Origin of the sequence: Spongiactinospora sp. TRM90649 (assembly GCF_029382225.1) — a bacterium.
Taxonomy (GTDB): Bacteria; Actinomycetota; Actinomycetes; order Streptosporangiales; family Streptosporangiaceae; genus Spongiactinospora.
Genome location: NZ_JARLTC010000043.1, coordinates 48,309 through 72,870, shown reverse-complemented (window position 1 = coordinate 72,870; position 24,562 = coordinate 48,309). Strand labels below are relative to the sequence as shown.

At 73.0% G+C, this 24,562-nt stretch carries 21 protein-coding genes and 1 tRNA gene; 16 read left to right on the top strand and 6 right to left on the bottom strand.

Annotated features, from left to right (window positions below):
• Positions 1-8 precede the first annotated feature (8 nt).
• The gene (locus P3X83_RS37545; RefSeq protein ID WP_277310142.1) at positions 9-1,202 is read right to left on the bottom strand and encodes an ROK family protein; all 1,194 of its coding nucleotides are present in this window, start codon (positions 1,200-1,202) and stop codon (positions 9-11) included.
• A 165-nt stretch (positions 1,203-1,367) separates the two neighbouring features.
• Here P3X83_RS37545 and P3X83_RS37540 point away from each other — a divergent pair, with 165 nt between their 5' ends.
• The gene (locus tag P3X83_RS37540; protein WP_277310141.1) at positions 1,368-2,678 is read left to right on the top strand and encodes a glycoside hydrolase 100 family protein; all 1,311 of its coding nucleotides are present in this window, start codon (positions 1,368-1,370) and stop codon (positions 2,676-2,678) included.
• On the opposite strand, the gene P3X83_RS37535 is transcribed toward P3X83_RS37540, so the two are convergent.
• Both P3X83_RS37535 and P3X83_RS37530 read right to left on the bottom strand, forming a co-directional pair.
• A complete protein-coding gene (locus P3X83_RS37535) occupies positions 2,630-3,613 on the bottom strand; it encodes a 2-hydroxyacid dehydrogenase (protein ID WP_277310140.1) in 984 nt (327 codons plus the stop codon). The two genes, P3X83_RS37540 and P3X83_RS37535, sit on opposite strands and share 49 nt — an antisense overlap.
• 12 nt (positions 3,614-3,625) lie before the next feature.
• Complete coding sequence (locus P3X83_RS37530; protein WP_277310139.1) at positions 3,626-4,813, bottom strand: enolase C-terminal domain-like protein; 1,188 nt, start codon at positions 4,811-4,813, stop codon at positions 3,626-3,628.
• A gap of 111 nt (positions 4,814-4,924) precedes the next feature.
• Between P3X83_RS37530 and P3X83_RS37525 the strand changes: the two genes are divergently transcribed.
• From P3X83_RS37525 to P3X83_RS37480, 10 genes are read left to right on the top strand one after another with little or no spacing between them, the layout of a single operon-like run.
• Positions 4,925-7,069: a xanthine dehydrogenase family protein molybdopterin-binding subunit gene (locus P3X83_RS37525; RefSeq protein ID WP_277310138.1), complete on the top strand. Its 2,145-nt coding sequence runs from the start codon at positions 4,925-4,927 to the stop codon at positions 7,067-7,069.
• Complete coding sequence (locus P3X83_RS37520; protein WP_277310137.1) at positions 7,066-7,491, top strand: (2Fe-2S)-binding protein; 426 nt, start codon at positions 7,066-7,068, stop codon at positions 7,489-7,491. Before P3X83_RS37525 ends, P3X83_RS37520 begins: the two co-directional genes overlap by 4 nt.
• Positions 7,488-8,309: an FAD binding domain-containing protein gene (locus tag P3X83_RS37515; RefSeq protein WP_277310136.1), complete on the top strand. Its 822-nt coding sequence runs from the start codon at positions 7,488-7,490 to the stop codon at positions 8,307-8,309. Before P3X83_RS37520 ends, P3X83_RS37515 begins: the two co-directional genes overlap by 4 nt.
• Positions 8,306-9,259, top strand: a complete 954-nt coding sequence (locus P3X83_RS37510; RefSeq protein WP_277310135.1) for an LLM class flavin-dependent oxidoreductase — start codon at positions 8,306-8,308, stop codon at positions 9,257-9,259. Before P3X83_RS37515 ends, P3X83_RS37510 begins: the two co-directional genes overlap by 4 nt.
• Positions 9,256-10,371: an NAD/NADP octopine/nopaline dehydrogenase family protein gene (locus P3X83_RS37505; protein ID WP_277310134.1), complete on the top strand. Its 1,116-nt coding sequence runs from the start codon at positions 9,256-9,258 to the stop codon at positions 10,369-10,371. Before P3X83_RS37510 ends, P3X83_RS37505 begins: the two co-directional genes overlap by 4 nt.
• Positions 10,368-11,675 (top strand): amidohydrolase family protein, encoded by a 1,308-nt coding sequence (locus P3X83_RS37500; RefSeq protein ID WP_277310133.1) that lies wholly within the window; start codon positions 10,368-10,370, stop codon positions 11,673-11,675. The genes P3X83_RS37505 and P3X83_RS37500 overlap by 4 nt, the downstream gene beginning before the upstream one ends.
• Positions 11,676-11,692: 17 nt before the next feature.
• A complete protein-coding gene (locus tag P3X83_RS37495) occupies positions 11,693-12,994 on the top strand; it encodes a sugar ABC transporter substrate-binding protein (RefSeq protein WP_277310132.1) in 1,302 nt (433 codons plus the stop codon).
• Positions 12,995-13,005: 11 nt separating this feature from the next.
• On the top strand, positions 13,006-13,944 hold the full coding sequence (locus P3X83_RS37490; protein WP_277310131.1) for a sugar ABC transporter permease: 939 nt from the start codon (positions 13,006-13,008) through the stop codon (positions 13,942-13,944).
• On the top strand, positions 13,941-14,762 hold the full coding sequence (locus P3X83_RS37485; protein ID WP_277310130.1) for a carbohydrate ABC transporter permease: 822 nt from the start codon (positions 13,941-13,943) through the stop codon (positions 14,760-14,762). Before P3X83_RS37490 ends, P3X83_RS37485 begins: the two co-directional genes overlap by 4 nt.
• Positions 14,759-15,952: an amidohydrolase family protein gene (locus tag P3X83_RS37480; RefSeq protein ID WP_277310129.1), complete on the top strand. Its 1,194-nt coding sequence runs from the start codon at positions 14,759-14,761 to the stop codon at positions 15,950-15,952. Before P3X83_RS37485 ends, P3X83_RS37480 begins: the two co-directional genes overlap by 4 nt.
• 4 nt (positions 15,953-15,956) lie before the next feature.
• Here P3X83_RS37480 and P3X83_RS37475 read toward each other — a convergent pair whose 3' ends face one another.
• The gene (locus tag P3X83_RS37475) at positions 15,957-16,625 is read right to left on the bottom strand and encodes a YitT family protein (RefSeq protein ID WP_277310128.1); all 669 of its coding nucleotides are present in this window, start codon (positions 16,623-16,625) and stop codon (positions 15,957-15,959) included.
• A gap of 231 nt (positions 16,626-16,856) precedes the next feature.
• The gene (locus P3X83_RS37470) at positions 16,857-18,095 is read right to left on the bottom strand and encodes an MFS transporter (RefSeq protein WP_277310127.1); all 1,239 of its coding nucleotides are present in this window, start codon (positions 18,093-18,095) and stop codon (positions 16,857-16,859) included.
• Positions 18,096-18,133: 38 nt separating this feature from the next.
• Between P3X83_RS37470 and P3X83_RS37465 the strand changes: the two genes are divergently transcribed.
• Positions 18,134-19,327, top strand: a complete 1,194-nt coding sequence (locus P3X83_RS37465; protein WP_277310126.1) for an ROK family protein — start codon at positions 18,134-18,136, stop codon at positions 19,325-19,327.
• Positions 19,328-19,353: 26 nt separating this feature from the next.
• On the opposite strand, the gene P3X83_RS37460 is transcribed toward P3X83_RS37465, so the two are convergent.
• Positions 19,354-20,544 (bottom strand): helix-turn-helix domain-containing protein, encoded by a 1,191-nt coding sequence (locus P3X83_RS37460; protein ID WP_277310125.1) that lies wholly within the window; start codon positions 20,542-20,544, stop codon positions 19,354-19,356.
• Between the two features lie 120 nt (positions 20,545-20,664).
• Here P3X83_RS37460 and P3X83_RS37455 point away from each other — a divergent pair, with 120 nt between their 5' ends.
• The 4 genes from P3X83_RS37455 (at position 20,665) to P3X83_RS37440 (ending at position 24,545) form a co-directional block, all read left to right on the top strand.
• Complete coding sequence (locus P3X83_RS37455) at positions 20,665-22,767, top strand: catalase (RefSeq protein WP_277310124.1); 2,103 nt, start codon at positions 20,665-20,667, stop codon at positions 22,765-22,767.
• 234 nt (positions 22,768-23,001) lie between these two features.
• A tRNA-OTHER gene (locus tag P3X83_RS37450) sits at positions 23,002-23,078 on the top strand.
• 29 nt (positions 23,079-23,107) lie between these two features.
• Positions 23,108-24,136, top strand: a complete 1,029-nt coding sequence (locus P3X83_RS37445; protein ID WP_277310123.1) for an FRG domain-containing protein — start codon at positions 23,108-23,110, stop codon at positions 24,134-24,136.
• Positions 24,137-24,149: 13 nt separating this feature from the next.
• Positions 24,150-24,545: a pyridoxamine 5'-phosphate oxidase family protein gene (locus tag P3X83_RS37440; protein ID WP_277310122.1), complete on the top strand. Its 396-nt coding sequence runs from the start codon at positions 24,150-24,152 to the stop codon at positions 24,543-24,545.
• Positions 24,546-24,562: the final 17 nt, after the last annotated feature.

The following is a 24,562-nucleotide window of genomic DNA, read 5'->3' as shown; positions in this document are numbered from 1 at the left end:
AGAGCGGGTCAGACGCCGAGCATGGCGTCTATGGCGGAGGGTGAGTACACGTGCTTGGCGACCATCAGGGTGAGCCCGAGGGTGCCGCTGTCGTCGCCGTTCCTGGCTGGGACCACGCGTAACCGCTGGGTGGCCCGCTCGACCGCGTCGGCTCTGACGCGGCGGCCGACCTCCTCGGCGACGATCGGCAACTGGCCGATGATGCCGCCCAGCACCAGCGTGTTGGGGTTGATGGTGGCGGCCAGCGTGGCCAGGACCCGGCCCAGCCGGCGCGCCCCCTCCTTCAGGGCGGCGAGGACGTCGGGGTGCCCGGCGTTGGCGCTCTGCACGATGTCCTCCAGGGTGTGGACCCCGTGGTCGGCGAGCTGGTCGAGCAGCGCCCGGCCGGAGGCCCAGGCCGCCAGGCAGCCGCGCCGTCCGCACCGGCAGCGCGGGCCGTCGTCGCTGATCCTGATGTGGCCGATGTCGCCCGCCGCGCCGTCGGCGCCGCCGATCACCCGGTCGTCCACCACGATCCCGGCGCCGATGCCGGTGGCGTACTTGACGGCCAGCAGCACCCCGCGCCCGCCCCCGGCCGACGCCTCGCCGAGGGCGAAGGCGCGGGCGTCGTTCTCGATCAGCAGCGGGACGTTCCAGCGGGCGCGGACGGTCTCCTCGATCGCGTAGCCCTCCCAGCCGGGCATGGTGGTGCTCGCGCCCAGGCGTCCGGTCTCGACGTCCACCGGGCCTGGGATGCCCATGCCGATGCCGACCACCTGGGCGGACTCGTCCACCCGCAGCAGCCGGTCGGCCCGGTCGAGCAGGCGGGGGAGCAGGTCGGCGGGCGGCCGGGAGATGTCCAGGTGGAGCGTCTCCATGCGCAGGGTGCGGCCGAACAGGTCGGCGATCGCGATCCGGCCGTGGGCCTGGCCGAGGTCGAGGACGAGGGCCACGCGGTCGCGGTCGTCGAAGCGCAGCCGCTGCGCGGGACGGCCGACCGAGGACCCCGTCGCCCCCGACTCGTAGACCAGACCCGCCCGGAAGAGCTGGTCGAGCCGCTCGAACAGGGTGGTCCTGGACATGCCGGTGGCGCTCAGCAGTTGCTGGCGGGTCCATCCGGGGCGGGTGCGGATGAGTTCAAGCAGGTGACCGGGGGACGCGGGTCCGCTTGAGCTGGGGCCTGGTGGTGCGGCCGGGAGGTCAGGGTGCCGAAAGACCGTCACGGACCCACATTCTCCTTCATGTGGTGCGGTCATGCTCTTGACCGGTCGGATCAACGTCATTATGTTCGACGACCATACAGAATTTTGGGAAGAAAAGGGAGAATTCTTGCCCGCCCCCGCCGTTACTTTTCCGTATCCAGGCCCCCATCCCACCGTCGGCAGACCATGACGGCACGCTTCGCGGACGCCGCAGCGGCCGTGCTGCGCCAGAACGACCTGGGGCATCTCACCGTCGCCTCACCGCGCCTCTACCCGCACCAATGGAGCTGGGACACCGCGTTCATCGCGGTCGGGATCTCCCGGCTCTCGGTGCCGCGCGCCGTGGCCGAGATGAGGTCCCTGCTCGCGGCGCAGTGGCCGAGCGGGATGATCCCGCACATCGTGTTCGACCGGCCGTCCGGCTACTTCCCCGGCCCGGAGCGCTGGCGGAGCGAGGTGGCCCTGGACCCGCCGGCATTGCGGACCTCGGGTATATGTCAGCCGCCCGTACATAGCGTGGCGCTGGCGTGCATCCTGCGGGAGGGCAGGCGGCGCGGCGGATCCGACCGCCGCGCGGCGGAGGAGTTCGTGGCGGACACCCTGCCCGCCTGGCTGGCCTGGCACCGGTGGCTGGCGGCGAGCCGCGACCCCGACGGCACCGGCCTGGTGGAGATCCACCACAGCTGGGAGTCCGGCATGGACAACTCGCCGCGCTGGGACCTTCCCTATTCGCGGATCAGCCCCGGCCCGATGGAGCCGTTCACCCGCACCGACACCCGCCACGTGGGCGACGCGGGGCAGCGCCCCACCGACGCCGAGTACCGCCGCTACATCTGGCTCGTGGACCAGATGGTGGCCGCCCGCTACGACGAGGAGTCGATCCGGAAGACGATCGACTTCAAGGTCGCCGACGTCTTCTTCTCCGCGCTGCTCGCGCTGGGCGCCGAGATCATCGGCGAGCTGGCCGAGGAGTTCGGCCGCCCGTCCGACGCCGCGGAGATGCGGTGCGTCGCCGCGCGGTTCCGCGCCGGGGTGGCCTCGACCGTCTCGCCGGAGACCGGCCTGGCCAGGGACCGCGACCTGCGCGGCGACGGGTGGCTGGCCACCGCCACGCTGTGCGGCTTCGCGCCGCTGATCAGCGGTGCGGACCCGGACGTCATGGCGCGCCAGCGCGAGCTGCTGCTCGGCCCCGACTGGTGCGGTCACGAGGGGCTGCGCCACGCGGTGCCGCCGAGCACCTCGCCCGCCGCCGAGCAGTTCGACGCCAGGCGGTACTGGCGCGGTCCGCAGTGGCCGGTGATGACGTGGCTGTTCAGCTGGGCCGCGCGCCGGCACGGTGACACCGAGCTGGCCGGAGGACTCCGGGAGGAGTCGCTCCGCCAGCTCGGCGACCTCACCTTCGCCGAGTACTACGACCCGATGACGGGACAGGCGCTGGGCAGCTCGGCTCAGTCCTGGACCGCCGCCGCCGCACTGGACTGGACGGCCTGGTCATGAGCGTTGACGACGTGCAGCGGCGGTTCGCCGCCGAGCACCCTGCGCAGGTTCTCGCCGACCATCGCGCGCACCCGGCCCCTGGCCTGCCAGGTCCCGGCCGCGATGTGCGGCGACAGGTAGACGTTGTCCAGGGCGCGCAGCGCGGAGTCGGCGGGCAGCGGCTCGGGCTCGAAGACGTCCAGCGCGGCGGCGGCTGGACGGCCGGCGCGCAGCCCCTCGGCCAGCGCGTCATGGTCCACGAGCCCGCCCCTGGCCGAGTTGACCAGCACCGCGCCCTCGCGCATGGCGGCCAGCTCGCGCGCCCCGATCAGGCCCCTGGTCTCGTCGTTGACCGGCAGGTGCAGGCTGACCACGTCCGCGCCGGTGAGCAGCTCGCCGAGTTCCACCTGGCGGGCCCCCTCCACGGTGCGCGGGGTGCGCGCGGTGAACAGCACCGGGGAGCCGAAGCCGCGCAGCCGGGCGGTCACGGCCCTGGCGACCGCGCCCATGCCGACCAGGCCGACGGTCCGCGAGCCCAGCTCGTCGCCGAGCGGCGGGGCGGCCCAGCCGCGCTCGCGCAGCGCGGTGTCGGCGGTGACGCCGCCGCGCAGCACGACCAGCATGGCCATGATCACCCAGTCGGCCACGGCGTCGGCGTTGTAGCCGGGGGTGTTGGCCACCGGGATGCCGCGCAGGGCGGCGCGGTCGACGTCCACGGTGTCGTAGCCGACCGCGGGCTGCTGGATGAACCGGCAGCGGGTCATGGCGTCGATCGCGGCGGCGTCGAGCACGTAGCGGCGGGCCGCGTCGGCGATCACGATGTCCGCGTCCGCGACGAGCGCGGTCAGCTCGGCGCGGTCGCCGGACCCGGAGGCGATCCGGACCTCGATCTCGTCGGTGCCGGCCAGGCGGCGCACCAGTTCCTCGTCGTAGGCGGACAGGCAGGTGATGATCATGTCTCTCCCCGGTCAGAGCGGGCGGGCGTCGAGGACGCGGTCGTCGGCCAGGCGCATGCCCAGCCCGGTCGTGGCGGGAGCGGTGACGCGCCCCGCCGCGGGCACGATCGGATCGGCCAGGAAGTGCTGGTAGAGCGGCCCGAGCCGGAGCAGGTACTCCATCTCGGGGATCAGTCCGGGGCTCGCGGCGAAGGTGAGCGCGGCGTTGCACTGCAGGGACTGGCCGTGCGGGATGAACTGCCGGCCGGCCGCCGAGACCAGCGCGGAGATCTTGACCATCTCGCTGATGCCGCCGCCCCAGTGCGGGTCGGCCTGGTAGACGTCGAGCAGGTCCTCGCGCAGCAGCCGGCCGACGCCCCAGCGGGTGTACTCGTGCTCGCCGCCGCTGATCTGCACCAGGCCGCCCAGCCTGCGGCGCAGCGCGGCGTATCCGGCGGTGTCGTCGGCGGGCAGCGGCTCCTCGATCCAGCGCAGCCGCAGCGGCGCGCACTCGCGGGCGACGTCCACGGTGAACTGGATGTCCCAGGAGCTCCAGGCGTCCAGCATGATGTCGAGGTCCTCGCCGCCGGCCTGCCGCACGGTGGCGACGAGCTCGACCACCCGGTCCACGCCCCGGTGCCCGTCGCCGGGGCCCCAGCGCGGGAACCACTTGACGCCGCCGAAGCCCTCGGCGACCAGTTCGCGGGTGCGGCGCGAGGCGTCGCCGACGGCGAGCGAGTCGCCCAGCGTGGAGGCGTAGGCGGGCACATCGTCGCGGGTGGGGCCGCCGAGCAGCACGTACGCGGGCACTCCGAAGTACTGTCCGCGCACGTCCCACAGGGCGCAGTCCACGGCGGACAGCGCGAGCATGCCGGTGCCCGCCCTGCCGTGGATCATGGAGCGGTAGCCGAGGTCCCAGATCCGTTCGGCGGCCAGCGGGTCGGCGCCGAGCAGGCCGGGCCGCAACAGGGTGAGCGCCGTGTGGGCCTGCTGCTCGGACAGGACGGCGGTGCTCCCGGTGATGCCCTCGTCGGTGTCCACGTGCAGGAAGATGGCGCGGACCTCGTGCCCGCCGTCCTCACGGAGGGGCGGCTGGGCGGGTCCTTCGGCGGCGCGCTCGGGGTAGACGTCGGTGGGTCGCCGCAGCCGGTCCTCCCACAGCGGCCCGGGGAGGGACATCGAGCCGGTGTACTCGACGCAGCGGACATCGGTGATTCTCATCGTGCATTCCCGCAGATTTGTCAGATAGATGGACGTAACTCCGATGAGGGTGCACCGTATCGTGTGCGAGGCGGCGTCCATAACCTGGACCGCGCCCACGTAGGCCGATCGGTGCCGTCCGACCAGGCCCGCGAGATCGTCACCGGAGCCCTGGAATACGTCACCGACCTGCGGTTTCCCGGGATGCTGCATGGAGCGGTGACCCGCTCGCGAATTCCGCACGGACGGATCGTGTCCATCGACACCGACGCGGCCGTGGCCATGCACGGCGTGCGCGCCGTCCTCACCGGAGCGGACGTGCCGTTCAACCAGCTCGGCCCGGCCGGGCCGGACGGCCCGGTGCTCGCCACTGACCGGATACGGCAGGTCGGCGACGCCGTCGCGCTCATCGCCGCCGTGGACGAGGGCACCGCCCGCCGCGCGGCCGAGGCCGTCGTGGTCACCGTCGAACCGCTGGAGGTCGTCTCCGACCCGCGCGCCGCGCTGTCGCCCGGCGCCCCCGCGCTGCACGAGGACGGCAACCTCGCCGCCCGGATCGGCTTCGCCTCCGGCGACGTCGAGACCGCCCTGGCCGCCGCCGACCTGGTCGTGGAGCGGCGGGTCGTCACCGGCGCGCAGGAGCACGTGGCGATCGAGCCGCCCGGCGGCGTCGCGCTGTGGGAGGCCGGTCAGGTCACCATCTGGTGCGGCTCGCAGAACCCCGGCCTGCACAGGCGCAAGGTGGCCAGGGCCCTGGCCGTGGACCTCGACGACGTCAGGCTCGTCTCCGGGCCGGTCGGCGGCGCCTTCGGCGCGCGCAACGACGACCCGATGCCGGTCTTCCTGGCCCTGCTGGCCAAGGCCGCCGGCGCGCCGGTCCACCTGCGGATGACCCGCGAGGAGGTGATGGACGCCGGGGCCAAGCGGCACCCGTTCCACACCTCGGTCCGGGTCGGGTTCCACGCCGACGGCACCCTCGCCGCCTCCGACATGACCGCGCTCGCCGACACCGGGCCGTACGTCACCTCCGGGCCCAACGTGCTGAAGACCTCGGCGGAGATGTCGGTCGGCCCCTATCGGACCCCGGTGGCCCGGTTCGACGGCCAGGTCGTCTACACCAACAACGCCAACGCCGGGGCGTTCCGCGGCTACGGCGTGCCCCAGGTGGCGTTCGCGCTGGAGACCGCCATCGACGAGGCCGCCGCCCGGCTCGGGCAGGACCCCGTCGAACTGCGGCGGCGCAACCTGCTGCGCGGCGGCGACCGGCACGGCCTGTACGGCCACACCGTCACCGAGGGCCTGCGCGCCGCCGAGACGCTGGCCGCCGCCGCGGCCGACGACTGGTGGACCTCGCGCGAGGAGTGGCGGCGCGGAGGCGTCCGCCCGTGGCGGCGCGGCACCGGCATCGCACTGGCGATCAAGGGCGTCGGGATGGGCAGCGGGCGCGGCGACGCCGCCCGCGCCCGGCTGATCGCCGACATCAACGGCCATGTCAGGATCTGGGCAGGACCCAACCACACCGGGCAGGCGATCGACGTCGCGTACCGGCAGATCGCCGCCGACGTGCTCGGCCTGCCGCCGGGCCAGATCACCGTGGTCGTCGGCGACAGCCAGCTCGTGCCCGAGTCGGGCGCGACCGCCGCCTCCCGCAGCATGTACGCGGGCGGCTCGGCCGTCGTGGCGGTGTGCGAGCGCTACCAGGCGGCGCTGGCCGAGGCCGGCAGCCCCGAGCGGCTGGTCGAGCAGGGCAGGGCGGAGTTCGAGGCCACCTTCCACCTGCCCGACGTCGCCGACCCCGGCATGATCGACCCCGAGCGGCTCGGCGCCTACGCCCCCCACCGGGTCTACGGCTGCTCGGCGCAGGTCGTCCGGCTGGAGGTCAACGAGCTCACCGGCGAGATCCGCGTGGCGGGCGTGGTATGCGCGGTGGACTGCGGCGTGGCGATCAACCCGGGCGCGGTCGTCGGCCAGGTCGAGGGCGGCGTCGCCCAGGGGCTCGGGCTGGCGCTGATGGAGGAGCACCGTCTCGTGGACGGCAGGCCCGTCACCCGGAGCCTTTCCACGTACCTCATCCCCACCGTCAGGGACGTCCCCGAGATCCGCACCCACCTGGTCCAGGGCGACGAGCCGACCGGCCCGATGGGCGCCAAGGGGATGGCCGAGGTCGTCGTGGTGCCCACCGGCCCCGCTGTCGCCGCCGCGGTCGCCGACGCCGTCGGCGTCCGCCCGGACCGCCTGCCCATCACCCCGGAACGGCTGCTGGAAGGACTGCGATGAAGGTCAACGGCGTCCCCGTCAACCCCCCGGACCCCGACGCCCGCCTGCTCGACTACCTGCGCGACGACCTTGGCCTCACCGGCGCCAAGGAGGGCTGCGGGATGGGGGAATGCGGAAGCTGCACCGTGCTGATGGACGGCGCCCCGGTCTGCTCGTGCCTGGTCCTGGTCTGCCAGGCCGAGGACGCCGAGGTGACCACCGTGGAGGGGCTGCCCCCCACCGGCGTGCAGGACGCCTTCGTCACCGGCCAGGCCGTGCAGTGCGGATACTGCATCGCCGGGATGGTGGTCTCGGCGTCCGCCCTGCTGGCCGCGAACCCCGACCCGGGCGACGAGGAGATCCGCGCCGCGCTGGAGGGCAACCTGTGCCGCTGCACCGGCTACGGCGCGATCGTGCGCGCGGTCCGCGAGGCGGCCCGATGAGCGGCCACCCGCGCACGATGGCCGAGGTGGACCGCCTCGATCCCGCCACGTCGCTGCTGGCCGGGGGCACGGACCTGCTGGTCCGGCGCCGCGCCGGACGCCACGACGGCCCGCTCGCCGACGTGACGTGCCTGCGCGACGCGCCCGCGCCGGTCACCGAGACCGGCGACGGCGGCCTGCGGCTGTCGGCGCTGGCCCCGCTGTCGGTGCTGGCCGGGGAACTGGGCGGACGGCTGCCCGGACTGCGGGAGGCCATCGGCTGCTTCGCCTCCGGCCAGATCCGCAACCGGGCCACGCTGGGCGGCAACATCGTCAACGCCTCACCGGGCGCCGACGGCGTGCCGCCGCTCGTCGCCGCCGAGGCCGTCGCGCTGCTGCGCGGCCCCGGCGGGGCCCGCCGGGTGCCGGTCGCCGAGGTGGCCACCGGCCCGGGCCGCACCGCGCTCGGTCCCGGCGAGTGGATCGAGGCCCTGGAGCTGCCGCCGCAGCCGGACCAGGCCGGATTCCGCAAGATCGCGGGCCGCCGGGCCCTGGCCATCTCCATCGTCAGCCTGGCCTGGACCTGGACGGCCGGCCCCGGCGGCGAGCTGACCCGGGTGCGTCTGGCCGCGGGCGCGGTCGCCCCCGTCGTGGTGCGCCTGCGCGCCGCGGAGGCCGCGCTCGAAGGCCGGGTCCCCGGCGAGGACGTGGTGGCCGCCGCGGCCGGCGCCGTCGCCGCCGACATCAGTCCGATCAGCGATCTGCGCGCGTCCGCCGACTACCGGCGGGCGGCGCTGAACGGAGCGCTCATCGAAGCGCTCACGAGGAGGAACACGTGAGAACCACAGCCACCGTACGGCTGGATCGCCCGATAACCGAGGCGGCCGAGCTGGCCCGCAGGGCCGAGGACCTCGGCTTCGACGGGGTCTGGGTGGCCGACCATTACTTCCACCGCGACGCCACCGCCGCCCTGGCCCTGATGGCCACGGCCACCGAGCGGGTCACCCTGGGCACGGCGGTCGTCAGCCCGCTGCTGCGCCACCCGGCGCTGCTGGCCAGCGCCGCCGCCACGATCAACGAGATCGCGGGCGGCCGGTTCGTCCTCGGCATCGGCGCGGGCGGCTACGAGTTCGCCGCCGAGCTGGCCCTGCCGCCGCGCCGTCCGCTCGGCCTGACCGCCGAGGCCGTCCGCATCGTGCGCGAGCTGTACGCGGGCCGCGCCGACGTGTCGGGGGAGACGTTCAGCACGCACGGCGCGCTGCGTTACGCGCCCGTCCCCGGGCCGGTGTACCTGGCCGGGCGTGGCCCGAAGATGCTCGCCCTGGCGGGCGAGATCGGCGACGGCGTCATCACGCACGGCCTGTCGGGCGGCCACATCGCCTACGTCAAGGAGCGCCTGGGCGGCCCCGGCACCGCCGTCGTGCTGATGCTGGACGTGGAGATCGACGAGGACCGCTCGCGTGCCCTGGCCGCGCTGCGCCCCCGGTGCATGGCGATGGCGGGCGGCTCCTACGCCGACGAGCTGATCGAGGTCTACGGCCTCGACCCCGAGGAGGTCGGCGCGCTGCGGGCCGCGCTGCGGTCCGGCGACCGGGCCGCCGCCGAGCGGCTGGTCACCGACCAGATGGTGGACGCCTTCGGCATCGCCGGGCCTCCCGGTCTCGTGCGGGACCGGCTGGCGGAGTTCGCCGCCGCCGGTGTCGACGAAGTGATCCTTTCCGTCGGCGGAGGCGATCTGGACGCCTCCACCGGCCACCTGACCGAGCTAGCGAAAGCAGTGTTGTCATGAGTCTTCCCGAATCCGTCGTCGTCCTGGGCTCCGGCGCGGGCGCGCTGTCCTGCTCGGTGGAGCTGTCCCTGGCCGGGCTCAAGGTCACCCTGGCCGACCTGCCGCGTTTCGCCGACGGCGTGCGCGCCGTCGGCGAGGCCGGGGCGATCCGGCTGAAGTGCCCCTGGCACGGTGAGACCACCGCGCCGGTCGCCGCGACCAGCACCGACCCGGCCGCCGCCATCGCCGATCAGGAGCTGATCGTCGTCTCGGTGCCCGCGTTCGGCCACCAGACCTTCGCCGACCTGCTGGCCGGCGAGCTGAAGGACGGCCAGCAGGTGCTGTGGGTGGGCGAGGGCGGCGGCGCCCTGACGCTCGCCGCCACGCTCCGCCGCGCCGGGCGGGAGACCGCCGTGCACATCGCGGAGACCAACAGCCTGCCGTACGGCGCCCGCGTGCGCGCCCCCGGCCTGATCACCGCCTCCCGCAAGTCGGGCGGCACGCTGGTCGCCGGGCTGCCCGCGGAGAACAACCCGCTGGTCGCCATCGCCTGCGAGGTGTGGCCGTGGATGAGCCCCGGCGAGAGCGTGTGGGAGACCACGCTGCTCAACTTCAACGCGATCGACCACGTTCCCCCGATCATCTGCAACCTCGGCGCGATCGAGGGCAGGACCGGCTCGTTCCTGCTGTGGGGCGAGGGGTCCAGCCCGGCCGTCTCGCGGATGATCGAGCGGATCGACGCGGAGCTGCTGGCGCTGCGCGGCGCGCTCGGCCTGTCCAACACCGACGGCTACGCCGACTACCTGGTCGCCCAGGGGTTCGCGCCGCGCCGGGAGCCGACCCTGCACGCCACCCTGCAGTCCTCCAGCTTCGCCGCCAGCACGTTCCCCTGCGGGCCCGACGCGCTGAAGAGCCGCTACCTGACCGAGGACGTGCCGTACGCGCTGGCGCTGATGGCCTCCATCGGCGACGAGCTGGACGTGCCGACGCCGACCATCGACAGCGTCATCCACCTGGCGTCCGTCGCCGCCGACACCGACTTCCTGGCGGGCGGCCGCACGCTGGCCGACCTGGACCTCGCGGGCGTCGGCCGGGACGGCCTGATCACCGCCGCGCGGGAGGGCCGGTGGTGACCGACCTGCTGATCTCCGGCGGCACGCCGGTCACCGGCTACGACGACCCGGCCCCCGGCGACCTGCTGGTCAGGGACGGGCACCTGGCCGAGGGCGCGCCGGGCCCCGGCGCGCGGACGCTGGACGCGAGCGGGCTGCTGGTGCTGCCCGGCCTGGTCAACACGCACGACCACCTGCGGTCGCTGCTGCCGATGACCCGCCGGGGCGACACCAGCGGGCTGGCCGAGATGATCCGCGCCGGGCAGCTCGCCGGCGCGGCGGCCACGCCAGAGGACTTCCGGGCGCTGACCGCGCTGGCCGCCGCCCGCATGGTCCTCTCAGGGGTGACCACGGCGGTGGACCACGTCTACCCGCTGCACAGCCCCGGCATGCTGGCCGCCGTCGCGGCCGGGCACGCCGAGGTCGGGCTGCGCGCCCACCTGGCGTACGGGCTGACCGAGGAGTACGACGAGCAGATCGAGCTGGCGGTCGCGGCGGCGGGCGACGAGGTCCCTGCCGACCGGCTCTACCTGGCGCCGGTCTCGCTGCGGCAGACCTCCGCCGACGGCTACCGGGCCGCGGCCCGCGCCGCCGAGCGGACCGGGCTGCGCCTGTACACCCACATCGCCGAGACGCGCGACGAAGTGGACAAGTGCCAGGCCGAGCACGGCCTGCGCCCGGTCGAGCTGCTGTACGAGGCGGGCTTCCTGCGGCCGGGAACGGTCCTGGTGCACTGCGTCCACCTGAACGAGCGCGAGATCGGGCTGCTGGCCGACAACGAGGTCGCCGTCGCCTACTGCCCGTCCAACCACTTGCGCCTGGCCAAGGGCTTCGCCCCGGTGGTGGCGCTGCGCGAGGCGGGCGTGCGGGTCGGGCTCGGCATCGACGGCATGGACGACCTGTTCACCGAGATGCGCCAGGCCGTCTACGCCCAGGGCCAGGCAGCCGGACGGCCCGGCGTGCTCGGATCGGACGCGGCGCTGCGGATGGCCACGGGCGAGGGGGCCGCCGCCGTCGGCGAGCGGCAGAGCGGGCGGCTGCGGGCCGGGGACCCCGCCGACCTGATCACCCTGCGCCCCGGGGCGTCCATGCGGCCGCTGGCCGACCCGGTGCAGTCGTGCGTTCACCGGGCGCACGGACAGCACGTCGCCGACGTGCTGGTCGACGGTGAGTTCGTGGTGAGGGACGGACGGCTCGTCAGAGCCGACGAGCGCGAGCTGGCGGACCGCGCGTGGCGGATCACGCGCGATCTGGCCAGGCGAACCGGCCGCGAGCACGCGGCCGACTGGCAGTGGGGCCCGGGCGCCCCACAGGAAATGCCTTAACAGGAAAGGCGACGGTCATGAGTCAGATGCGTGACATGCGGATGAGCCGCCGAGGGCTGCTCCGCGCCACCGGCGGCCTGGCCGCCACGGCCGTGCTGGCCGCGTGTGGCAGCGGTGAGTCCGGCGGCTCCGGGACCGGGGGCGGCGGTGGTGCCAAGGGCACCCTGACGCTCTGGGCCTCGACCGCGTTCGCCGGCGACGCCCAGGCGGCGCTGCGCAAGGCCGCCGAGGAGTACGGCGGCAAGCAGGGACTCACCATCAAGGTCGAGGGCTTCCCCGCCAACGACCTGGCCAAGAAGATCACCACGGCGCTGGCCGGAGGCGGAGGCCCCGACCTGGTCGTGGCCGACGTCTCGGCCATCCCGCAGTTCGCCGCCTCCAAGATGCTGGTCGACGTGACCAGCAGGATCAAGCCGGTGGCCGCGGACTTCTTCCCCGGCAACGTGGCCGCGGCCACGTTCCAGGGCGCGACGTACGCGGTGCCGTTCGACACCTCCAACGTCGCGCTGCTGTGGAACAAGAAGCTGTTCGAGAAGGCCGGCATCCAGCAGGCCCCCGGCACCTGGGACGACCTGGTGTCGTCGGCCAAGGAGCTGACCGGCGGCGGACAGCACGGCTACATGCTGGGCGCGCAGGGCTATGGATCGTTCCTGTTCTGGCCCTGGCTGTGGCAGAACGGCGGGCGGATCCTGGACGACGCCGGGACCAAGGCGCTGTTCAACGGCCCCGAGGGCCTTGAAGCGTGGAGCTTCTACGCGAACCTGCACCTCACCCACGGGGTGGTCCCGCCCACCTTCCTCGGCGTCACCCAGGCGTGGGACCAGTACATCCAGCCGTTCCTCACCGAGAAGGTGGCGATGCTCGCCATCGGCGACTGGGGGCTCGCCCCCATCGCCAAGGGCAACCCCGGCCTGGAGTACGGCGTAGCGCCGCTGCCCAAGGGCAAGGAGGGCGCCACCGTCCTCGGCGGCAACGCCGTCGCCATCACCAGCGCCTGCAAGAACGTGGACGCCGCCTGGGGATTCGTCTCCTGGCTGACCTCGGCCGAGCAGGAGAAGGTGCTCAGGGACGGCTACCAGCGCATCCCCGCCCGCACCGACGTCTCCAACGGCTCGATGAGCGGCCTGGACGAGGCCCACCAGGTCTTCATCCAGCAGGCGGCCACGGCCCGGGCGCGTCCCGCCGTGACGGCCTGGGGCGACATCGAGTGGCAGGTGATGGCCAACGCCTGGGACACCGTCATCCAGAAGAAGAAGTCACCGGAACAGGCGCTCAACGAAGCCGCGACCGCCGCCACCCAGGCGCTGTCGCGGGGATAGAGGCCCCACCCATGGCAACGACTCACGCCAAGGAGTCGAAGGCGGCCCCGGCCTCCCGAGTCCCGCCCACGCCCCTGCGGGCGCGGCGGGGCTGGAGGCCGTGGGCCTACCTGGCCCCGGCTCTGATCCTGCTCGGCGGCGTGCTCGGCTACCCCGTGCTGGACGGGCTGTGGACCAGTTTCAACCACAGCATCCTCACCCAGCCGGGCGCCGACCGTTTCACCGGCCTTTCCAACTACGCGGCGGTCCTGACCGACCCGATGCTGCTGACCGCGGCCTGGCACACCGTGGTCTGGGGCGTGGCCAACCTGGTGCTGCAGCTCGCGCTGGGCTTCGGCCTGGCCATGCTGATGCACCAGCGGATGGCCGGGCGGGCGTTCTTCCGCAGCGTGGTGATCATCCCGTGGATCGTCCCCTCGGTCGTGGTGGCGCTGGTCTGGCGGTTCCTGCTCGACCCGACCTCGGGACCGTTCAACCAGCTCCTGCTGAACCTCGGGCTGGTGGACCAGTCGCCGCAGTGGCTGGCCGACGAGTCCACCGCGATGCCGGTGCTCATCCTGCTGAGCACCTGGAAATGGACGCCGCTGGTGGCGGTGATCTTGCTGGCCGGGCTGCAGACCATCCCCAAGGAACTGCACGAGGCGGCGATGCTGGACGGCGCGGGCGCCCCGCAACGGCTGCGCTACGTCATCATCCCCGGCATCCGCACCTCGATCGCCCTGGCGAGCCTGCTGACCGTGGGCTACTCGGTCAACAACTTCAACGGGATCTGGATGTTCACCAGGGGCGGCCCCGCAGGCGCCACGGAGACGCTGACCACGCTGGCCTACCAGTACGCCTTCACCCAGTTCGACTTCGGCCGGGCGGCGTCGGTTGCGATGATCCTCTTCGCCTTCCTGTTCCTGCTGAGCACGGTCTACTTCTATCTCGTGGAGGGGCGGAAGCGATGAGGTTCCTGGGCAGGCCGCTGGTGTACGTGGGAGCCCTCGCCGCCGTGGTGTTGTTCGCCGGGCCGTTCCTGTTCATGGTCCTGTCGAGCTTCAAACAGCCGCAGGAGCTGAACGGGGTGGTGAACGGCTTCCTGCCGCAGTCGCTCTACACCGGCAACTACGAAAACCTGTTCGCCAGCGGCAACTTCGCGCTCTACTTCCTCAACAGCGCGGTGGTGGCGCTGCTGACCACGCTGCTCGCGCTGCTGGTGGCGATCCTGGCGGGCTACGCGCTGGCCAGGTTCCCGTTCACCGGACGGCGGCTGCTGCTGCTCGCCGTGGTGGCGATGCAGATGTTCCCCGCCGTGCTGATGGCGATCCCGCTCTACAAGATCCTCCGCAACCTCGGCATGCTCGACGCGCGCAGCGGGCTCATCCTGGTCTACGTCACATTCGCGCTGCCGTTCTGCATCTGGATGATGCGCAACTACTTCATCACGGTCCCCAAGGAGATCGAGGAGGCCGCGCTGATCGACGGCTGCGGGCACTTCCGGGCGCTGTGGCGGGTGCTGCTGCCGCCCGCGCTGCCAGGGGTGACCGCCGCGGGCGCGTTCAGCATCATCCTGGCCTGGGACGAGTTCCTGTACGCCAACACGTTCATCAACAGCGACGAGCTGCGGACGCTGTCGGTCGGCCTGGACTCGCTCGTCGGGCAGTACACCACCGACTGGGGCCAGCTCCTGGCCGGAGGCGTGCTGATGACCCTGCCGGTGGTGCTGATCTTCGCGTTCCTGCAGCGCTACCTCACCCAGATCGCCGGCGGCGGGGTGAAGGGGTGACGCTGCTGCGCGGCGCGCTGTTGCCGGACGGCACGACCGCGGACGTACGGCTGGCCGGCGGCCTCGTCACCGAGGTCGCCGGCGCTCTGCCGTCGCACGACGGCGAGCCGGTCACCGACCTGGACGGGCGGCTGCTGCTCGGCGCCTTCGCCGAGCCGCACGTCCACCTGGACAAGGCGTTCACCGCGAGCCGGGCGGCCAACGCGTCGGGCGACCTCGCGGGCGCGATGCGCGGCTACTCCGGGGTGGCCGCCGCGCCGGACCCCGCCGACATCCGGGGCCGGGCGCTGACCGCGCTGCGGTCGTTCCTGGCCTCGGGGGTGACCGCCGTCCGCTGCCAGACCGGATGCGGCCCGCTGTCCGGCGTGACCGCCGTCCGGGCGCTCGCCGCGCTGCGCGACGAGGTGGCGCATTCCGTGGACCTGCAGGTCGTGGCGCACGCCGCGGTGCCGGACGGCGACGCCGCCGCCCACCGGGCGCTGCTGCGCGAGGCGGTCGCGGCGGGCGCCGACCTGATCGGCGGCAACCCGTTCATGGAGGCCGACCCGCACACGGCCCTGCGGACCTGCTTCGAGGTCGCCGCCGAGCACGGCCTGGGCCTGGACCTGCACGTGGACGAGACCCTGGACACCTCCGCGCTGACCCTCCCGGACGTCGCCCGGCTGGCGGCGGAGCACCCCCTGCCGGTCACCGCCGGGCACTGCGTGGCCCTCGGGCGGCTGCCCAGGCGGGAGGCGCTCGACGTCGCCGCCCTGGTGTCGGCCGCCGGGGTCGGGGTCGTCACGCTGCCCGCCACCAACCTCTATCTGCAGGGGCGGGGGGATGACCGGCGCGGGCTGACCGCGATCGGCGCGCTGCGCGAGCGCGGGGTGACCGTCGCGGCCGGGGCCGACAACGTGCGGGACCCGTTCAACCCGACGGGCCGCTGCGATCCGCTGGAGACCGCCGCGCTGCTGGTCACCGCCGGGCACCAGGACGTGGCCGCCGCCGCCGAGATGGTGGGCGCGAACGCCCGGTCGCTGCTCGGCCTGCCGGTCGCGGGGCCGGTGCCCGGCGCGGTCGCCGACCTGGTCGCCCTGCGCGCCCTCTCGGTGGCCGACGCGGTGGCGGGCGCCCCCGCCGACCGGATCGTGTGGCGGCGGGGGCGCGAGGTGGCGCGGACGGAGGTGAGCACCGTGGCGGCGATCTGACCCTCTACGCTTCCGCGCGCGCGGCGCCGTCCTGCGTCTCGGTCTCCTCGCGGTAGCCGAACAGGTTCATCCCCACCTGCACGAGCGGGCCGATGGCGAGGGTGAACACGATCGTGCCGAGGCCGACGGAACCGCCGAGGAAAACGCCGAGCACGAGAATGGTCACCTCGATCAGAAATCGCGTCAGGCGAATGGAGATGCCGAATCTGCGATTGATTCCGGTCATCAGTCCTTCGCGTGCCCCGGCGCCGAGTTTGGGGGCCAGGTACATTCCCTGACCGAGCGCGAATATCACCACTCCGCCGATCATCAGGGTCGCACGAACCCACCATTCCTCGGCGGGCGTGGTGTACGCGAGAATCCAGTCGATGACGATTCCCGCGATGAAGACGTTGAGCACGGTGCCTATCCCCGGCCGCTCCTTCAGCGGCCACCAGGGGATCAGCGCGACGATGGTCACCAGGATGACCACCAGGCCGAAGCTGAGGCCGGTCAGCTCCGACAGGCCCTCGTGCAGGACGTCCCAGGCCCCCAGGCCGAGGCCGGCCTGAATGAGCATGGCGATTCCGACGCCGTTGAGCGCGAGCCCGACCACGACCATGGCCAGGCGCACGGCGATGTTTCTGCTTGCCGCATCCCGTACAGTCGAGCCATTCCACGAAACGCGGTTCACGCATACCCCTTACATCGTTCGATACTGCCTCGACAAAGTACCATAAAAGGGCATTTGCTGGCTCGTGGGGGTTATGTCGATTTTCGGGGGGAGAGGTTCCTCCGCGCCGACAAGAATGTAACCCGCCCCTCGCTTCGGGCCCCCTCGCTCGCCCGCCTGGAGCCCAAACCACCGTGCCGCCCGTGCCATACGGCACGGGCGGCACAGTGGAGCCGGCGATGGTCGTGGGGGTCAGTGCGCGCGGGCGGCAGGTGCGGCGGCCTCGTCCACGGGAGCGGGCGCGGGGATCAGCGCGCGGATGGCGGGCGCGCCGGTGAGGGCGACGACGGCCGCGAACGCCGTGGGGATCACCAGGGCGATGGGAAGGGACGAGGACTGGGCGACGAACCCGAGCACGGCCGGGCCCGCCAGCAGGCCCGTGTACCCGAAGGCGGTGACCATGGCGAGGGCCCGCCCGACCGCGCCGCCGGACGCGCCGACCGCGCTGAAGATGACGGGGATGACCGTGGCCAGGCCCACGCCCGCCAGCCCCCAGCCCGTCCACGCGCACACCACCGACAGTGACTCCGGCACCGCCCCGGCTCCGAGCACGAGCACGTAGCCGCAGGTCGCGATGATCCCCGCGAGGCGGATCGTGCGCACCGCGCCGAGCCGGGCGCGCAGCGGGTCGCCGAGCAGCCGCACGGCGGTCATCGCCACCGAGAAGATCGTGTACGCCAGCGGCGCGAGGGCGGGGTCGGCGCCGAGCACCCACCGGGCGTGCAGCGCGGCCCAGTCCATCGCCGCCCCCTCCGCCAGATGCGCGGCGAAGGCGGCCACGCCCAGCAGCGCGATGAGCCCCCACCGGATCGTCCCGGACAGGGCCGTCCGCCCGGAGGACGCGACGGGCGCGGCCGCGGCGGGCCCCAGCAGGCGCATGAACGGCGCGTACGCGAACGGCACCACGATCGCGGCGGCCACGAGCAGCGACTGCCCGCCCGTGCCCGCCTTCAGCCCGGCGGCGGTGAGCGCGCCGCCGACGGCGCCGCCCAGGCTCCACACGCCGTGGAAGGCCGAGATGATCGGCCGCCCGTAGCGCAGCTCGACCTCGACGGAGTGCGCGTTCATCGCGACCTCCACGACCCCGATGCCCAGGCCGAAGACCACGGCCAGCACGGCCAGCCACCAGAAGCCCGGGGCCACGGCGGGCCCGAGCAGCAGGACGGCCGACGCGGGCGCGGCGAACCAGCACACCTTCCTGCTGGTGAAACGGTCCACCAGCGGCCCGGCGAGCAGCATGGCGACGAGCCCGCCCGCCGCGACGAGCAGCAGGACGGTGCCCAGCCGGGCCGCGCCGAGGCCGAGCCGGTCGTTGAGCGAGGGCAGCCCGGCCGACCACATGCCGATGGTGATCCCGAGGAGCCAGAAGAGACCGAAGACGCCCACGCGGGCGCGGACGGCGGCCCGGTCAGGGTGGGGGATTTTGTACACGACTAGAGCATATTCCGGATGTGTCGCACAATGGACCCGTGAACGGAGCGAGAACCAGTGGAGAGTTACGCGCGCACAACCGGGTGCGGCTGCTGCGCGCGGTGCACGACTGCGGCGCGGCGCGCACCAGGTCACAGCTCACCCGCGACCTCGACCTGGCCAGGGGCACCGCCTCGGTGCTGATGGCCGGGCTGGGCGAGGACGAGCTGCTGGCCGAGGCGTCGCCGCCGCGTCACGTCAGGGGCCGCCCGACCGGTGTGCCGGGCCCGCACCCCGACGGCCCGCTGGTGCTGGCCGTCAACCTGCGCGAGGACACCTGGGACCTGGCCCGGTGCGAGCTGGGCGGCGGGGCCGAGGTGGTGGAGCACGCGTCGCACGACGGATCGCCAGAAGGGGCGCTCGGCCCGCTTGGCGCGGCCGTGCGCGCCCACGCCGGGCCGCGCGTCGCCGGGATCGGCCTGGCCGTCCCCGGGCCGGTCCGCGAGGGCCGGATCGTGGACATCGCCCACCTGCGCTGGAGCGGCGTCGATGTGGTGGACGCGCTGGGGCTCGGCCCGGCGCCGCTGCGCGTCGGCAACGACGCCACGCTCGCCGGGCTCGCCGAGGCCAGGCGGGGCAGGCTGGCCGGCGTGCGCGTCGGCCTGCACCTGCACGTGGACTTCGACCCGGGCGGCGCTCTGCTGGTGGACGGCAGGCCGCTCACCGGCGCCTCCGGCACGGCCGGCGAGTTCGGCCACATGCCGATCGCCGACCTCGCCGAACGGGCCTGCGCGTGCGGCGCACGCGGCTGCTGGAGCCTGCGCGTCGGCGGCAACGCGCTGCTGGCCCACGCGGGGATCACCCCGGGCGGCGGGCGCGGCAGACGCGCCGCCGACCGGATCCTCGCCGCCGCCGCGCGCGGTGAGCCCGGGCCGCGCGAGGCCGTCGACGCGAACGCCCGCGTGCTCGGCGCGGGCGTGGGCGCGCTGGTCAATGCCCTCGACCCCGAGCTGGTCACCCTCTCGGGAATGGGTGCCGACCTGCTCGTACTGGCCGGGATGAGGGTCCGCGCGGCCTACCGGGCGGCGCTGATGGGCTTCCGGCGCGCCGACCCGCCCGAGCTCGCGATCTCGTCGCTCGGCCGGAGGGGCCCGCTGGTCGGCGCGATGGAGTCGGCCTTCGACGACTTCCTGACGGTGCGCGGGATCGAGGACTGGCGCGAGACCCGCGAGCGGGCGCGCGCGGTCACCTGAGCCCACGCCCGCTGACACCGGCCCGGCTAGAAGTCGGGCCAGGCCCCCGCCAGGATGCGGGCCACGGCGGTGTTGAGCACCCGGATGCCGTGCGTGGATCCCGGATCCACGCCCGTCAGCTCTCGGGTGCGCTGCAGCCGGTAGTCCAGCGTGCGCGGGTGGATGTGCAGCACCCCCGCGGCGCGCTGGCGGTTCATGTCGCAGCGGTAGTAGGCGTCCAGGGTGGTGACCAGGTCGGGGCCGTCGGTGAGGCGGCGCGCGACGTCGCGTAGCCAGTGGTCCACCTCGGAGACCTGGGCCGTGCCCAGCTCCACGAAGACGTCGGCCAGCGTGCGCAGGCGGCTCGGGACCGGTTCGATGGGGGCCGCGCGGCTCACCTGGCGGGCCAGCTCGGCGGTCTTCTCCAGCGAGCCCGTCGGCCCGCTGGCGGTGCCCGCCGAGCAGGGCCGTCCGACCGCCTCGGCGAAGGCGTGCGCCAGGCACAGCGCGCGGTCCAGCGCGGCCTCCTCGGCGTCGGGGACGTCGGTGGCGACGGGGACGAGCGCCACGAACTCGCCCCCTGTGGGCCAGGCCACGGGCACCCGCTCGTTCTCCAGCAGGAACTCCACGACCTCGTCACGGAGCCGGTCCGTCGGCTCGAACGGCCTGCCCGCCAGGCGCACGACCGTCACCACGTACCGCTCGGGCAGCCCCATGTCGAGGGTCCTGGCCAGTTCGGGCGCGGTGGGGTCGTCGGCGAGCAGCAGCCTGGCCAGCGACTGCACGCGCGTCGCGAACGGCAGGTGGCGCTCCTTGCCCGCCATGTACCCCCGGGTGAAGGCGTCCTGCGCGGCCATGCCCTGCGGGGCCAGCCAGCCGATCGTGCGCATCAGCCGGTCGAGGTCGTCGGGGTCCGCCGCCTCCTGGATCTCCCGCAGGGTCAGCACCGCGTTCAGGGTCAGCACGTGCCGGTACGCGGTCAGTGAGATACCCCGCTCACCGCGCTCCCGGCCGGCCGCCTCCATGTATCCCAGCTCGGCGGCGCTGAACGGCTCCTCCCACTCGGCGCGGGCGATGGCGTCGCGCCGCAGGGTCACGGCCAGGTCCAGCAGGGCGGCGCGGGCCATGGAGTCGGCGGCGAGGGCGCGGTACTCGGGGACCTCGCGCGTGTAGATCTCGACCGCGCGGCGGGCATTGGCGTCCACCCGTTTCCGCAGCATGGCGAAGAAGTCGCCCATGGTGCCAGCTCCGTGAGTCGGGGTGCGTGCGGCCTGTGGTGAATTGTACGGGTGTGCCCTCTGATGCGAACGATCAACCCCCGGGCGGGAACCCTGCTTTCGGGTAGCGCCGACCTGGGTATGGGAAGCGATGGCCCCCGAACGGACAAATTGGCGTTCAGACTTCATGGGGGAGCCGTGGCCGGGGAAGCCGACGACAAGCAGCAGCAGCTTGAGCAGTACCGCGTGGACCCGCGCGACAAGCGGATGACGACCGACCAGGGCGTCCGGGTGGACGACACCGACAACTCGCTGCGCGTGGGGGAGCGGGGCCCGACCCTGCTGGAGGACTTCCACTTCCGCGAGAAGATCATGCGGTTCGACCACGAGCGGATCCCCGAGCGCGTGGTGCACGCGCGCGGTGCGGGGGCCTACGGCCAGTTCCGGGCCTACGACGACTCCCTCGCGGAGTTCACCGTCGCTGCGTTCCTGACCGACCCGTCGCTGGTGACCCCGACGTTCGTGCGCTTCTCCACCGTGGCTGGCTCGCGCGGCTCGGCGGACACCGTGCGCGACGTGCGCGGCTTCGCCACCAAGTTCTACACCCGGCTGGGCAACTACGACCTGGTCGGCAACAACATGCCGGTGTTCTTCATCCAGGACGCGATCAAGTTCCCCGACTTCGTGCACTCGGTCAAGCCGGAGCCGCACAACGAGATCCCGCAGGCGCAGTCGGCCCACGACACCTTCTGGGACTTCGTGCAGCTCCAGCCGGAGAGCCTGCACATGGTCATGTGGCTGATGTCGGACCGGGCCATCCCGCGCAGCTTCCGGATGATGCAGGGCTTCGGCGTCCACACCTTCCGGCTGGTCAACGCGCAGGGGCGCGGCACGTTCGTGAAGTTCCACTGGAAGCCGATGCTCGGCACGCACTCCCTGGTGTGGGACGAGGTGCTGCGCGTCCAGGGCAACGACCCCGACTTCAACCGCCGGGACCTGTGGGACGCGATCGCGGCCGGCGCGTTCCCCGAGTACGAGCTGGGCGTGCAGCTCGTGCCCGAGGCCGACGAGCACAAGTTCGACTTCGATCTGCTGGACGCCACCAAGATCATCCCGGAGGAGGAGGTCCCGGTCCGCTCCGTCGGCAAGATGGTGCTCAACCGCAACCCGAACAACTTCTTCGCCGAGACCGAGCAGATCGCGTTCTGCACCGCCAACGTGGTGCCGGGCATCGACTTCACCAACGACCCGTTGCTGCAGGGCCGCAACTTCTCCTACCTGGACACCCAGTTGATCCGGCTGGGCGGGCCGAACTTCCCGCAGATTCCGATCAACCGCCCGATCGTGTCGGTCTACAACGACCAGCGGGACGGCTACCACCAGCACATGATCTACACCAACGAGAGCAGCTACTCGCCCAACACCATCACCGGCGGCTGTCCGATGCCGGCGATCCGGAGCGGCGAATGGGACGGGGTGTTCAAGCACTACCAGGAACGCGTGGACGGCGAGAAGATCCGCAAGCGCAGCCCCAGCTTCGACGACCACTACAGCCAGGCCACGCTGTTCTGGAACAGCATGGCCGACTGGGAGAAGCGGCACATCGTGGCGGCGTTCCGATTCGAGCTGGGCCACGTGGAGCGGCACTACATCAAGGAGAAGGTCGTCGAGCACCTGGGCCGCATCGACGGCGACCTGGCCGCCGCGGTGGCCGCGGGACTCGGCATCCCCGCGCCCAAGCCCGGCGCGGCCAACCACGGCAGGAGCTCGCCCGCGCTGAGCCAGGCCAACACCACGCACGACTCGATCGCCACCCGCAAGATCGCCGTACTGGCCGCCGACGGGACCGACGCGAGCGCGCTGTCCCCGGTTCGCGAGGCGCTGGAGGGCCACGGGGCGATCTGCGAGGTGCTGGCCCCGCACGAGGGGACCGTCGGGCCGGTGACCGTGGACAAGCAGATCAGCGCGGCCTCCTCGGTGCTCTACGACGCCGTGCTGCTGGCCGACGGCGGTGAACTGGCGAACGACGGCCGCGCGGTCCACTTCGTCCGCGAGGCCTTCCGGCACGGCAAGGCCATCGGAGCCCTCCCCGGCGGACGCGCCCTACTGGAGGCCGCCGCACTCCCGGGCCCCCAGGGCGTCATCGGCCCGGACACCGTCGGCGACGCCTTCACCCAAGCCTTCACCGAAGCGATCGCCGCCCACCGCCACTACGACCGAGACATCGACTCCGTCCCAGCCTGACCCCCTGACGCCCACCGGTCCGTACACGGCCCCGACGGCCGCAAGGAGCCAACCGGTGGGAAGGTGCCGCCCGGTGGAGGGCCTGACGGCGGGAAGGGGCTGACGGCGGACCGCCCGCCCGTTGGACGCCGACTCGTCCACTGTCCGGCGTTGAGCCGCCCGCCGCCCGCGGCTTGATCCACTCGGGTGACGGCCTCGGGAATGCGGGTTACACGTCGCGGGGCGATACGCCGCCGGGGTGTAGCTCAGATGGTAGAGCGGCTGGCTTACTTGTTACCAGCAGGCCGGAGGTTCGAGCCCTTCCATCCCGACCGCCGGAACGACGGGGAGATTCGCGCAGGTGAGTTCCTGGGACGCCGCGGCCGACGAGTTCCAGAGGTTCCTGCGCGCGGTCGAGGACGCCTGCGAGGAGCTGAGATGCTCCTACCACCACGCCTGGTTCCGCGGCCACACCAGCGACGCGTTCACGCTGCTGCCCAGTCTGTTCCGGGGCACCCCGAAACGTGACGAGACCAGCCACCTGCGGGAGCGCGCCGAGGAACTGGACGAGCGGATCAGGCGGTTGCGCAAGGAGCGCAAGGAGCGGCGCGCCGCGCACGACCGGGAGTTCGCCGCGAGCCGTCCGGATGTCCCCAGGTCCAGGGCCGGGCTGGCGGCGATCGACGCCCGGATCAAGGACGCCAGGAACAGTCTGGACGAGTGCGAGGCCGAGCTCAGGGCGCGGGAACTGCTGTGGCCGGGCGAGCGCGACGCCTACCATCGTTACAGCATCCTGGCCAACGCCGAGCACCGGTCGTCCTGGGAGACCCTGGCCGAGATGCAGCACCACGGCATCCCGACCAGGCTGCTGGACTGGACCGAGGTCCTCGCCGTGGCGCTGTACTTCGCGCTACAGACCTACCGGGAGCGGCTCGCCGCGCACTGGGGCCCCCACCGGGGCAGGCCCTACGTCGAGCCGCCGGTCGCCGGGACACCCTCGGTGTGGGTCCTCAACCCCTACGCCGCCTCCCGCCTGGCCACCGACCGCGACCGGATCTGGGACCTCGGCCAGAGCGCCGAGTACGACTACTTCGAGCAGATGATCAGCCGCCGCCGATGGAGTTTCGACCAGGTCGTGCCCACCTACTCCCGCTGGCACCACCAGCGGCTGGCCGCGCAGCGCTGCATGTTCACCGTGTTCGGCCGCTCCCGCGAGCCGTTGGAGAGGCAACTGCCGGCCACGGTGCTGCGCCAGGTGACGATCTCCCCGGCCGCCGCCGTGTACGGCGTGAAGCACCTCATCCAGTTCGCCGGGATCGATCATTTCGTGCTGTTCCGCGACCAGGACACCCTGAGCCAGGAGATCAAGCGGGAGTTCCTGTCCCGCTAGCTACGATGAGCGGGTGGATCTGACCGCTAAGGGCGAGGCGTTCGCCGGGTTCTGGCAGGAGCGTCACCTGTGCACGCTCACCGTCGTACGGCCCGACGGCACCCCCCACGTGGTCCCCGTGGGCGTCACGCTCGACCCGGCCGGGGGCGTGGCCAGGGTCATCACGTCCGGCGCGTCCAAGAAGGCCCGCCTGATCGCGGCGTTCGGCCCGGACGGCCTGGCCGTCGCGGTCTGCCAGGTGGACGGTCGCCGCTGGTCGACCCTGGAGGGCCGTGCCGTGGTGCTGACCGGCGCGGAGCAGGTCGCCGACGCCGAGCGGCGCTACGCCGAGAGGTACAAGCCGCCGAGGGACAACCCGGCGCGCGTCGTGCTGCTGATCACGATCACCAGGGTGCTGGGCAACGTCTGACGGGCGGTGGGGGAGTC

What these genes read in the sequence shown, in the direction of transcription:
- P3X83_RS37515 (WP_277310136.1), top strand. Translation starts at nt 7,488, where the DNA reads ATGAGCGGCCACCCGCGCACGATGGCCGAGGTGGACCGCCTCGATCCC.
- P3X83_RS37495 (WP_277310132.1), top strand. Translation starts at nt 11,693, where the DNA reads ATGAGTCAGATGCGTGACATGCGGATGAGCCGCCGAGGGCTGCTCCGC.
- P3X83_RS37485 (WP_277310130.1), top strand. Translation starts at nt 13,941, where the DNA reads ATGAGGTTCCTGGGCAGGCCGCTGGTGTACGTGGGAGCCCTCGCCGCC.
- P3X83_RS37460 (WP_277310125.1), bottom strand. Translation starts at nt 20,544, where the DNA reads ATGGGCGACTTCTTCGCCATGCTGCGGAAACGGGTGGACGCCAATGCC.
- P3X83_RS37490 (WP_277310131.1), top strand. Translation starts at nt 13,006, where the DNA reads ATGGCAACGACTCACGCCAAGGAGTCGAAGGCGGCCCCGGCCTCCCGA.
- P3X83_RS37505 (WP_277310134.1), top strand. Translation starts at nt 9,256, where the DNA reads ATGAGTCTTCCCGAATCCGTCGTCGTCCTGGGCTCCGGCGCGGGCGCG.
- P3X83_RS37530 (WP_277310139.1), bottom strand. Translation starts at nt 4,813, where the DNA reads ATGAGAATCACCGATGTCCGCTGCGTCGAGTACACCGGCTCGATGTCC.
- P3X83_RS37535 (WP_277310140.1), bottom strand. Translation starts at nt 3,613, where the DNA reads ATGATCATCACCTGCCTGTCCGCCTACGACGAGGAACTGGTGCGCCGC.
- P3X83_RS37455 (WP_277310124.1), top strand. Translation starts at nt 20,665, where the DNA reads ATGGGAAGCGATGGCCCCCGAACGGACAAATTGGCGTTCAGACTTCAT.
- P3X83_RS37520 (WP_277310137.1), top strand. Translation starts at nt 7,066, where the DNA reads ATGAAGGTCAACGGCGTCCCCGTCAACCCCCCGGACCCCGACGCCCGC.
- P3X83_RS37540 (WP_277310141.1), top strand. Translation starts at nt 1,368, where the DNA reads ATGACGGCACGCTTCGCGGACGCCGCAGCGGCCGTGCTGCGCCAGAAC.